Source organism: Synechococcus sp. H60.3, from assembly GCF_047462295.1.
GTDB lineage: Bacteria > Cyanobacteriota > Cyanobacteriia > Thermostichales > Thermostichaceae > Thermostichus.
Window position 1 is genome coordinate 1 of record NZ_JANSIY010000085.1, and the last position, 11,390, is coordinate 11,390.

The following is an 11,390-nucleotide window of genomic DNA, read 5'->3' on the forward strand; positions in this document are numbered from 1 at the left end:
AGCGATACTGTCCAGTCCCTCTCACGGAAAAAGAAGATGCGGGCGTCATACGTGACAAAGCCGCCCTTAAACACTTTAACTGGACGGTTTTTCTGTTGGGCACTCTTACGTGCAGCGGCTAGCCTCCTGCCTACCTGTTGTGCCAATCGCGCTAGCGGGACGGAGTCCTTATTGCTGGAGAGACCAAACCGCGCCCGAATCTCACGGTAGCAAAGAGATTGGAGCTTAATGGCGTTGACTATCTTCTCTGGCATGTTTTGGTTAACCCAGTGAGGCCTCCGGCCCGCTGGCGCGAGGAGTGCTTGTGCAAACGCATCCAGAGTCGCATCCAGCTTGGCGGCTTGCGGCGCAGATACCTTGAGCTTGCAAGAAATAGTTAAAACTTGGGTCATGTTGCAACTATACGTCCTCTGCATTCCTCCCGGCCTTGACCCTACGGGTACAGGGCGGGAGCTCCTGCGGTTTCTAGCTGAAGGGGGATCCTATCTTTTGGCGCTTTTGGCCGCATTTAGCCCTGTAGCCCTAGGCTAGCTGGACTACCCCCTATTGTTTGGTGAAGTTCCTCTTCTGTCCAGTATTCTGCTATACTCTGCCTGCTTGGCTCGAATCTCGACATTTTTTAGGAACTTCGGCTGGCCCCACGCTTATTCGCCGCCGCCCCGCTTGGGAGGTGGGCCTAAATAAGACTCGACAACGGTCAACAATTCCCTCTCGGAAAATGGCTTGCTGAGAAACTCGTTGGCCCCGGCCATGCGGGCCTTGATCCGGTCGGTGAAGCCGTCCTTGCCGGTGAGCATGATCATGGGGGTTTCGCGGAACTGGCTGGATTTGCGCAACATGGCGCACAGCTCATACCCATCCAATTTGGGCATGGCCACATCGCAGAGGATCATGTCGGGGTTGAGGAGAAACACCTGTCCCAGGGCTTTGAGGGGGTTGCCGATGGTGGTGACCTGGTAGCCCTCGTTTTGCAGGATGAACTCCACAGTTTTTTGGATGGCCATGGAGTCGTCGATACAAAGGATGTGGCTGGGCTTGTCGCTGGGTTTGAGGGGACGAGTGCGCTGGGGCTCGGCGATCAGGACAGGGTCGGAGAGGTGGATTGCCCCTTGGCGAACATAGGGATAGATGGCTTTGGCCACTGCCAGGGTGTCTCGGCCCAGGTAGCGACCCATCTGGCGAATGCTGGTTTTGCCGTCGGACCACTCGCTCAGGGCTTTGAAGACGGGGGCGGGCAGGGTTTGCTGGAGCGGCAGGGGGTTGAGGATGGTGGGGGCTTGGTTAGGAGCTTGGATATAGGGATGCAGCTTTTTCCACTCCTGCACCTGGGTGACCATCTCAGTAAGCAGGGGAGTGACGGGGAAGGTGGTCAATTGCGGGGCCAAGGGGGGTCCGGCTTCGAAAATGAAGGAGCCCTGGTGGAGGCTGAGCAGGTCAAAGAGGACTTCCCGCACCATGCCCAGCAGGATTTGCTTGCCTTGGCTGGGGTTGAGCTTGTGGCTTTCCAGCAAAGACCAGAGGCGGTTGTACTCGGGGGCATTGGCCGCTGCTTTGTGGGGGATCTCAACTTCGTCTAGGGCAGCTTCCAGCTTGAAGCGGCGCAGGTAGTCTCTGAGGCGGGCAATGCTCCCTTCGCCTTCAGAGGCATAGATGATTTGCCCATTCAGGAAAAAGACGAACCAGTAGATAGAGGGCCTGGCCTCTACGAAAAGCTCACCGGTGCGCTGGCCCAACTCGATCAATTGAAGGATGCTGCGGATATCGATCTCTTGTAATCTTCCCTGCATGGGATCCCTGCCTGCAGTCAGCAAGATATGACCATTATGACGCTAGTCTCTAGTGGCTGCCGCCCTGCTTGTAGGACTATTTTGGAAACGGAGTTAAAGTTTTAAAAAGTTGGGGTTAAGCTTAGAGCCGAGTCCCTGCATTCCGAGTATCCTCGTATCCTCTAGAGCCTGGTTCCTGCAAGACGTATGCTGCCGCAATTCACTGCCTGGGTGCTGGGTCCGCTACTGGCGATCTACACCGTCCTGTTTGTGCTGCGCATTTTCCTGTCTTGGTATCCGCAACTGGATACTTCTCGACTGCCCTATTCCCTGGTGGTTGGCCTGACGGAGTTTCTGTTGCGCCCGACACGCCGCTTGATCCCGCCCCTGGGGGGGGTGGACATGGCGCCTGTAGCGTGGGTGGGTCTGGTTACCCTGTTGCGGGAGCTGTTGCTGGGACAGCAGGGATTGTTGACGATGGCCCTGCACTAGAGTGCTTTCCTAAGGATTATTAGCGGCCCTGCAAGATAGGGATCCGCGCGGCGGGAGTTTGCGCAAGCCGTGCAGGAGCTCCCGCCTGGATTTCCTCCTGCATCTGCTGCAGTTGCCGGATCAGTTCGGGCACCACCTGGTAGAGATCCCCAACGATGCCGTAGTGGGCAAATTTGAAGATGGGGGCGGCGCTGTCTTTGTTGATGGCGATGATGGTCTGGGACTTGTCCATGCCGACGCGGTGTTGGATGGCGCCGGAAATGCCGCAGGCGATGTAAAGCTGGGGGCGAACGGTCTTGCCGGTTTGCCCCACCTGGTGGGCATAGGGGATCCAGCCGGCATCCACAGCCTTGCGGGAGGAGCCGACGGCGCTGTTGGGGAAACAGGCGGCCAGCGCTCTCATCAGCTCAAAGCCTTCTGGAGATCCCAGCCCGTAGCCACCGGAAACGATCACCTTGGCCCGCGTCAGATCCACCGCCTGGGAGAGGTTGCGCACCGTTTCCACAATGTGCAGCTTGAGATCCTCCGGCTCCAAGTTGACCGGCACCGGGATCACTTCCCCTTGGCGGGATCCGTCCCATGGCAAGGGCAGCATCACGCCGGGGCGCACGGTGGCCATTTGCGGGTTTTTCCAGGGGCCGAGGATACGGGCTTTGAGGGACTCACCAAAGCTGGGCCGAATCGCGTACAGGCATTCGGGGAAGAAACCAGACTTGTCGGGATCTCGGCTGTTGCTGTACTCGAAGGGGCCGATGTCAAGCTCGGTGCAGTCGGCGGTCAGGCCGGTTTCCAGGTGGGCGGCCAGACGGGGGGCTAAGTCCCGACCGGTGGTGGTGGATCCCAGCAGGATGGTGTGGGGTGGCTGGGACCAGCTTTTGAGCAAGTCCAGGATAACGCGGCGGTAGGGCAGGGTGCGGTATTCGGCCAACTCGGGGTGGTCGGCGATGAAGACCTGATCCGCCCCGTGGCCGATGAGGATTGGGGGCAGGTGAGCGATGTTGTGGCCGAGGACGAGGGCACTCAAGGTCGCTCCCAGCTTATCGGCCAGCCGTCGCCCCGCTCCCAACAGCTCCAGGCCAATGGGTTGCAACTCACCCTTGATCTGCTCGGCGAAGATCAACACCCGCTTGTGCTCCATAGAGCTTACGACTCCTCATCGAAGTAGAAAGGCTGGGAAGTTTCGTCAATTCCTACACAGATTTCCGCAACTTAGTGATAATTCACCCAACAGGTTTGGGCGGGCTGCAACTGAGAAGTCAAGGAATGGGTTGAAAGGGTGGAGTTAGCAGAAGGGAAAAGAGGGTAAAGCCTAAGAGGTAGCTAGGTAGAGGCTCAAGTCAAGTGCCTGAGCCAATTCCTTCACCAGTTGCGGCACGGGCTGCCCTTGAAAGACCTGACAGTTGCCACCGATTTCCCCCACTTTTTCGGTGGCGGCCACGATGGTCGGGGATCCCTGGAGGCCGCAGCGCTTTGGATCGGCCCCCACATCGTCCAGGTTGAGGATCTGGATGGCCTCGGCCCGTGCCGCCTCATCCCTCATCAACCGCTGCACCCGCTGCACGCCGCGTAGGGTGGGATAGGCCAGACGTCGCGCTGAATTGGCCACCGTGACCAAGGCCGGCAGCGGCACCGCCACCGTTTGGGATCCCCCCTCGATGGCCCGCCGCGCCACCAGGATCCCATTGCGGATCTCAAAGGCCTCGCAATAGGTAACCTGAGGGATCCCCAGCCGCTCGGCCAACTGAGGCCCCACCTGGGCTGTGTCGCCGTCGGTGGTCTGCAGCCCGCAGAAGATGACATCGGGCCGGCCCGCATAGCGAACCGTGTGGGCCAGGGTGTAGGCAGTGGCCAAGGTATCCGAAGCGGCCAGGCGGCGGTCGGTCATCAAAATGCCCCGATCCACGCCGTGGGCAATGGCCTCGTAGAGCACCTCGATGGCCGGGGGTGGCCCCATCGTGATCGCTGTCACCCTCGCCCCATGTTGCCGTTTGGTTTGCAGGGCCGCTTCCAGCGCATAGCGATCGAAGGGGTTCAGCATCCGCTTGGCCTTGGCCCGGTCGATCGTGCCGTCACTGTTGATGCCGGCTTTGGCATTTTGATCGGGAACTTGCTTAATTAGGACAAAAGTTTCCAAGGATATCAGCTCCCTAGCGATCCCCTCCAGACTAAGAGGGATCCCTAGGCAGCAGAAACTTATTCAGCTTTTTTTCGGGATCGGAAACGGTGAGCACTCTGATGAGCACTCTTCAGTCACCTTTCTCAGCACATCAGTTGCTCAAGTTTAAGTAACTTTAAACAAAGTTTGAGATATTCCCTTGCTGCTGCGTGTCGCTTGCCATCTCTAACCCAGCAACGCAAATGCGATTAAAACCTACCTCTCTCCCAAGAGAAGTCTGGGATCCCTCCTGTGAAAAGCTTGAAGAATATCTTGCTGAAATGACTGAGCCAATGAGCTGGGTTCCTCACCTGCCATCGGGAAAAGCCGTCTGGCCGGCAAGAAGCGTTCACTGTCTCTGCAAGTCAACAGACAGCGCTTCAAAGTTGTTGTGTGATTCTCCAGATCAGGCGATCATTCGCTCAGATTTGGGGGGAAGCAAGCTGTTGTCAAATACTTTCTCCAGAGGCGGTTTGGCAGAGAGGCCAAAGCCATCCACCACCTGAGCAATCGCGGTTTCCATCCGGGCAGGCACCACGTCCCCCAAGCCAATTTCCCGCACCTCCTCGGTAACAAACAGACGCGGCATAGCTAGGGTGAGACGCAGTTTCTCAATGGCCGTGTCCAGCACCTGCCCTTCGGCTTTGGCTTTGTCCAAAAACGCCAACATATTGCCGTCGGGGTCGCGGATGGTGTCTTGCCAGCCCTTGACGTAGGCCCTCAAGAAAGCTTTGAGTTGCTCCGGCTTCTCGCGCAGCAGTTGCACACGGGTGATGACGGCATTACCGTACAGCTCAAGGCCATAGTCGTTGTAGAGAAAAGGCGTGATGTCGTTCAAGCTAACGCCACCCCGCACCAAATTGGGCATGGCCGAGGTCATAAAGCCGCTAATTGCGTCCACCCGGCCTTGGATCAGGAAGGGCTCGCGTAACTGTGGCTCCATGGTTAGCCACTCTACTGAAGCCGGATCGATGCCGACTTGCTTGGCAAACACCGGCCAGAGCCGACGCGGCGCATCTCCTGCGGGCGCCCCCAGCTTCTTGCCCGCCAGTTGGGCCGGCTCTGTAATGCCTCTGCCTTTCAGGGTATAGATGCCGAAGGGAGAGCGGTTGAAGTGAACAAAGATCGCCACCAAGGGCACATCCGGGTTTTTGGCGTTGAACTCGATCATGGAGTAGGGATCCCCTTCCCCCAGGTCGTACTGGCCAGCAGCAATCTTAGTGATGGAATCGGCAGAGCCAAAGCCGCGCTCGTAGGTTACTTCTAGCCCCTCTTCAGCAAAGTAGCCCTTCAAGATCGCAGTTCCAAGGGGGGTATCCATCGAGGAAGGCAACCAAGAAAGGGTGAACTTCAGGGGCGTCAGGCCCTGGGAAACCAGAAGCGGCCCGCGGCTCTGGGCCTTGGCCTTTAGCCCGCCAACGGCCACCAGAGAGGCAGCCGCAGCAGCAGATTGCAGGAATTGGCGACGCGACGATTTCGAGATGGACATATCCATATGCTCCGCAGCACCTGGCTCAGTAGGGATCCGCAGGGGGAAAGGCGGCAAAACTTGACCTGAGCTGACAACAGCTAGCAACCAACCTAGCAAGGTGGGGCCAAGCTCTTGTATTTTAGGATACCTTAAAGCCCGATCGAGAACTCTGTTCCACCGGTTTCTCAGATTGGTTTTCGCAAGGCAGGTAAGGGCAGTGTCTAGCTGGGGAGGATCTGTTCTTTTGTCAAAGCCGGTTGGTTGTCGATATGATAGTGCTTCTTGACATCCCTGGAACTTCCCTCGAGGTCTGCCAACGCGAACCGCTATGGCCACTCAACCCCTATCCACCTCCCTGATTCGGTTCCTCGCCGCCGCCGTATCCGAGAGTCTTCAACGGGCGGTAGCCGCAGGCCAACTGGGATCCCTAACACCTGAGCAGGCGGCAGGGGTTAATCCCGTGATCCAGATCCCCAGCGATCCCCGCTACGGCGACTACGCCTGTCCTACCCCCTTGGGGATGGCCAAGCTCTGCCGCATGGCGCCGGCCCAAATTGCCCAAACCCTGCAAAAACACCTGGATCTGCCGGACATAGAAACCGAGGTGGCAGGCGGTGGGTACCTCAACTTCCGGCTGGGGGATCCCTTTTTGGCCGAGCGATTGCAAGAGCTGTTGCGGTTGGGGGAAGATTTCGGCAAAACCGCTGCCCCCCATCCCGAGCGCATCCTGCTGGAGTATGTTTCCGCTAACCCAACGGGGCCGCTGCACGTGGGACATGGGCGCTGGGCTGCCGTCGGCTCGACCCTGGCCAACCTGCTGCGCTGGACGGGGCACCAGGTGGAGCGGGAGTTCTACATCAACGATGCTGGCAACCAGATGCGGCTCTTGGGCCAGTCGCTAGAAGTGCGGGTGCGACAACTGCAAGGCGAAGAGGTGGCTCTGCCGGAAGATGCCTACCACGGCAGCTATTTGGTCGATATCGCCCGGCGGCTGTTGGATCAGGTCAAGGCCGGGATCCGCCCTCTGCCCACCACCCCGGAAGAGTACACCGATTTTGCTTACCAGGAAATGCTGGCCTGGCAACAGCAGACCCTGCAACAACTGCGCACCGAGTTCGATCACTGGTTTAGCGAACGCCGCCTGCACACCCCCGATCCCCAGACAGGCCTGAGCGCCATCCAACAGGCTTTGCAGGAGCTGCAGGAGCGCGGCTTCCTCTACAGGGCTAAGGCGCCGCGGGGTGAGGATCCCAAGCCGGGGGCGGAAGAGGCCGTCTATTTCAAAACCCAAGAGTTTGGCGACGACAAGGATCGGGTGGTGCAAAAGGCCGATGGCTCCTTTACCTACCTGGCCGCCGATATTGCCTACCACCGCGACAAAGTGCGGCGGGGCTATCAGCGACTCATCAACATCCTCGGCTCGGATCACCACGGCTATATCGGTCGTTTAAGGGCGGCGGTGGGCGCCTTCAGCCCAGAGGTCAAGCTGGAGATCCTGATTGGACAATTTGTCAAATTGTTCAAAACCGACCCGGAAACCGGCGAGAAGACTGAAGTGCGCATGTCGAAGCGCACCGGCAATTTTGTCTCCTTAAACGATCTTATTGAGGATCCCGAAATTGGCGTGGGGGTCGATGCAGCCCGCTGGTTTTTGCTCAGCAGCAGCATGGACAGCCCCATCAACTTTGATTTGGATTTGGCCGTCAAGCAAACTTTCGACAACCCGGTGGTCTATGTCCACTACAGCCACGCCCGCTGCTGTACCCTGCTGCGGCGTTTACAGGAAGAGGAACAGGTGCAGCTAACCGCCACAGTTGCTTTGACGGAGCAGCAAAAACTGCCCTACAAAGAACCTGAAGAGCGATCCCTGCTGCTGCGCCTCTTGGCCCTGCCCGATGAGCTGATTGCCGCTGCCGAAGAGCGCGCCCCTCACAAGATCATTCGCTATGCCGAGGCGATTGCTGCCGATTTCAACAAGTTTTACGACAACTGCCGCATTTTGCCCCTCTTAAAAGAGGATCCCCTTTTGGCCCAAGCCCGCATCCAATTGGTGCAGGCCACGCGACAGGTTTTATTTAACGTGCTCACCGGCATTCTCGGCCTGAGCGCGCCAGAGTCGATGTAGATGTTAAGTAAAACCGATCCCCATCCCAAGACGAGAGGGAACTTGGGGATCAACTGCCTAAGTTTCGACTCTGTGGGCGCGCAAGAGCACGTTGGTTCCCAATCCCTCTTGGGCCATCCAAAAAGCGCAAATCCACCACGAAACCTCGTCTTGGCGATAAATGCCACGGGTGAGGGGATAGGATTGCAAAAGGTCAGCCATCTGCGATAAAGCTGGCACCTCAGCCACATAATTGGCCCACACTTCGGGATCCAGATCCTCGTAAACGTAATCGGACGGGAAATATAGGTGGCTTGCTTCTAGGCCGGGCCGGTCGGTCAGGAGTAGTTGAGCGGGGTCAGAAGACTCACATCCCAAGCGATCCCCGATTTGAAACGTGAGTTGAAACAAGCGGTTAATCAGATCGAATTGTTCGGGGTTCATAATTTCAGAATTCCCAACTTGCGGGTGTGGGGTGAGCATCAGAATTGACAGGTGCGACGGCTGCGCTCCAGCTCCGGCTCGATCCAAGAGAGGGCAAAGTGGCTCACACAAGGCAACTGCGGAAAGCGGCGGGCCAGGGATCCCATCTGGATTTCCAAGCTGGGGCGTTTTCGCTGCGCTTGTCCCCATAGGCCGGCGATGGCCGGGCAGACAAAGGTTTGGGGAGAGGCCACGGCCAGGATTTGCCCCACCTGCTGCACCACACAGGAGCCATCCTCGCACTTGGCATAGGCCATCGGGTGCCACTCCATGTTTGGATCAAAACGATCCCAAGGCTGGAGACGGGCGTCGAACCCTTCTCCCACCGCCTGGTTGCCCTCGGGGAAAAAGACGGCCCCGGTCGGGATCCCAAGGCTTTGGGCCGGTTGGGCAGCTTGCCGCAGGTAATCGAGGATCCCATAGCGGGCAAACTCAACGCTGAGCTGCCAGAGCTGCTCTTGCCAGCGCTCCTGTCGGAGAGCGGCGCTAGGGGTAGGGGTGGGATCCGGCGGCGCTGCTTTTGGACGGGGAGCCGCCAAATTCTCTAAATCCCTATTCCCTGAATCACCTTCTAAATCGGCATGGGTGGAATGCCAATTCTCGCCTGCTTTGCTTTGGGCCATCCCGTCCCCTAGTTCTGGAGAAAGCGGCCGCTCCCTGCTTGCGCTGGGCTTGGGATCCCCTGGCTGGCGCCAGCGGGGCTCTTCGGCATAGGTGGCATCCAGATGGAGAACATCTGCCACAGTAATATAGCCCTGGCTGAGGTAACGCTCCAGCAAGGCTCGGCCCGCCGGGTTTTCTGCCAAATCCAGGTAGGCTTGCCGGGCTGCCTCCCCATGGATCCACAGATCCTGGACGGTGGCTGCCAGGCTGGATCCCCCAGAGCCGCGGGGATAGCGAATGTAGTCGAAGAGGATCCCATCCGGCTGCCGCTGCAGGATGCGGCGGATCAGCTCGGCAAAATCCCGTCGCGCCAGAGGATGAAAGGGATCCACAAACACCTCATCCGGGCTGCCCAAATCTTCTGCAAGGGCTGTCGCTGGATCCAAGACGGTGGTGAGGCCACGGCCGTTGCGGGCCAAGACTGCCTGGCGATCTGGGAGAAGCCCGTAGCTGTAGCCGAAATTGAGGGAAAACACCCAGGCATAGGCCGATAACCCCCGCCGTCGCGCCGCCTTGAGAGCCAGATCCAACAAATCGGCATTGGGCTGCAGGCTGGGCCAGATCCCGCCCGCCCCATCGGGCAGAATGGAGCGGCCATCGTAAAACGTCTCGATAAAAACGCGGTTGTAGCCCAGGTTCACCACCTGGTCAAACACCTGATCCAGTACGCCTGGATTGGCATCACAGGGATGCAAGCGCACCCAAATGGCCTGAATCTGCGGCCAACGGCGGCTGCGGCAGGCAATCAAGGCAGCGCGATGTTCGGCTAAAACTTGGGTGTATTCGGCCCAAGCGGCCTCTGATTGGGTGGCCCGCTGGCGCAGTTGAGCCTTGCGCGCCACTTCCTCAGGGGGTTGCCGGCAGAAGGCATCGAGCTGAAGAGCAGACAGGGATCCTGTCTGTTCCCCGCTGCCCTGAAACCTGGGATCGGAGTCAGGAAAAAGGGAATGGCCAAACCTCGGGAATCGGGCCTGGGCGGCGATTCCGGATCCCAGCCACATCAGTGCGCCAAGCACACCTGCAAGCCATTTCCGCTGCCGCCTCGGCAACCTCAACACCCTTAACCCCATCGAGAATTGCTTTAGCTCTATCTCCCCCTAGAGATCGGCAGGCCCGAGGCAATTGTTCCCGCCCCCAGCCAATTGCGCTCAACTTTGAGAGGAGAGCTGGGGCTTGGGATCCCTTGCCCTATCCGCCTCAATCTGGGCCAACTGCTGCCGGGCCGCCTGCCGCATCACCTCCACCGGCACAGGCTTGCCCCCCAGCCAGAGGGAGAGGGCCTTGGCCCCCTGGTGGATCAGCATCTCCAGGCCACTGATGGGGGTGTGGCCTAACGCTGCGGCCATACGCAGCAGCGGCGTGGGATCCGGTACATAGATGAGATCGTAGACAACGGCGCCGGCGGGCAGAAGGCGCAGTTGCTCCCGGCTGAGGGGAGACAGCTCAGCAGGGGATCCCGGCTTGTACATGCCCACGGGGGTGGTGTTGACCACAAGGGAAGTCTCGGGCAAGTGGCGATCCAGCTCGGCCCAGCTCAGCGTTTCCACCTGCGGCCAGGTCTGTTGCAAAGCCTGTAACTTCTCAGGGGATCGCCCGGCCACCCGTACTGGCCCCAACTCCAACTCCAAACAGCCCTGGATGGCCGCCCGCGCCGCCCCGCCACAGCCCAGGATTAGGGTGGGGATCCCCTTTTCCAGGCCCAGCAAAGGCTGAACAAAGCCGTCGATATCGGTGTTGGTGCCGCCCCAGCCTCCCTCCGGCAAGGCGTAGACCGTGTTTACTGCTCCCACCTTTGCCGCCCGCGCTTCCACCTGGCTGAGCAAAGGCAGAATCGCCTGCTTGTGGGGAATGGTGACGTTAAACCCCCGCACCCCGATGGCCGCCAGCCCAGCCACCGCCACTGCCAGGCGCTCTGCCGCCACCGGAAAGGGCACGTAGCAGTAGTCTTCTCCCATGGCCGCCAAGGCAGCGTTGTGCATCGCCGGGGATAGGCTGTGGACCACCGGATCCCCGATCAGGCCCAGCAATTGCGTACTTCCCGAAATCCGCCTGTCCACCCCAGCTCCTAAGGGATCCCTGCCCTGTAGCTCCAATTAGTTAGACTCCGACTCCACCCGATCTAAAGTTTGCCGGTAGCGCTGCCGCCAACTGGCCAGGGATTCTTCCGAAATGTGGTCGATTAAACTGCTCATCTCGCCCAGGATCTGGTAGACGCGGTCAAAGCTTTGGCGGGTGCGCTCTTCTTGATCTGGCTGG

Annotated in this window: 9 protein-coding genes and 1 pseudogene; 2 read left to right on the top strand and 8 right to left on the bottom strand. The window is 59.1% G+C overall.

Features of this window, described 5'->3' with window-relative positions:
- Positions 1 to 392: pseudogene (locus NW841_RS09415) on the bottom strand (RNA-guided endonuclease TnpB family protein); the annotation flags it as partial.
- 252 nt (positions 393 to 644) lie between these two features.
- Positions 645 to 1,787, bottom strand: a complete 1,143-nt coding sequence (locus NW841_RS09420; RefSeq protein WP_414370818.1) for a response regulator — start codon at positions 1,785 to 1,787, stop codon at positions 645 to 647.
- Between the two features lie 186 nt (positions 1,788 to 1,973).
- On the opposite strand from NW841_RS09420, the gene NW841_RS09425 reads away from it, so the two are divergent.
- Positions 1,974 to 2,258 carry a YggT family protein gene (locus tag NW841_RS09425; RefSeq protein WP_414386182.1) on the top strand — a complete coding sequence of 95 codons (285 nt, stop codon included), beginning with the start codon at positions 1,974 to 1,976 and terminating at the stop codon, positions 2,256 to 2,258.
- A 19-nt stretch (positions 2,259 to 2,277) separates the two neighbouring features.
- On the opposite strand, the gene NW841_RS09430 is transcribed toward NW841_RS09425, so the two are convergent.
- The 3 genes from NW841_RS09430 to NW841_RS09440 all read right to left on the bottom strand — a co-directional run bounded on the left by NW841_RS09430 (position 2,278) and on the right by NW841_RS09440 (position 5,902).
- A complete protein-coding gene (locus NW841_RS09430; RefSeq protein ID WP_414386183.1) occupies positions 2,278 to 3,396 on the bottom strand; it encodes an electron transfer flavoprotein subunit alpha/FixB family protein in 1,119 nt (372 codons plus the stop codon).
- A 171-nt stretch (positions 3,397 to 3,567) separates the two neighbouring features.
- Positions 3,568 to 4,392, bottom strand: coding sequence for an electron transfer flavoprotein subunit beta/FixA family protein (locus tag NW841_RS09435; RefSeq protein WP_414386184.1), 825 nt, complete (start codon positions 4,390 to 4,392; stop codon positions 3,568 to 3,570).
- 427 nt (positions 4,393 to 4,819) lie between these two features.
- Entirely contained in the window at positions 4,820 to 5,902 is a 1,083-nt protein-coding gene (locus NW841_RS09440) for an ABC transporter substrate-binding protein (RefSeq protein WP_414368759.1), read from the bottom strand.
- Positions 5,903 to 6,212: 310 nt separating this feature from the next.
- On the opposite strand from NW841_RS09440, the gene argS reads away from it, so the two are divergent.
- Positions 6,213 to 8,009, top strand: coding sequence for an arginine--tRNA ligase (argS, locus tag NW841_RS09445; RefSeq protein ID WP_414386185.1), 1,797 nt, complete (start codon positions 6,213 to 6,215; stop codon positions 8,007 to 8,009).
- 57 nt (positions 8,010 to 8,066) lie between these two features.
- On the opposite strand, the gene NW841_RS09450 is transcribed toward argS, so the two are convergent.
- The 3 genes from NW841_RS09450 to NW841_RS09460 form a co-directional block, all read right to left on the bottom strand.
- Positions 8,067 to 8,432: a hypothetical protein gene (locus NW841_RS09450; protein WP_414333663.1), complete on the bottom strand. Its 366-nt coding sequence runs from the start codon at positions 8,430 to 8,432 to the stop codon at positions 8,067 to 8,069.
- A gap of 38 nt (positions 8,433 to 8,470) precedes the next feature.
- Positions 8,471 to 10,150 (bottom strand): hypothetical protein, encoded by a 1,680-nt coding sequence (locus NW841_RS09455; RefSeq protein WP_414386186.1) that lies wholly within the window; start codon positions 10,148 to 10,150, stop codon positions 8,471 to 8,473.
- A gap of 132 nt (positions 10,151 to 10,282) precedes the next feature.
- On the bottom strand, positions 10,283 to 11,191 hold the full coding sequence (locus tag NW841_RS09460; RefSeq protein ID WP_414386187.1) for a shikimate dehydrogenase: 909 nt from the start codon (positions 11,189 to 11,191) through the stop codon (positions 10,283 to 10,285).
- Between the last annotated feature and the right edge of the window lie 199 nt (positions 11,192 to 11,390).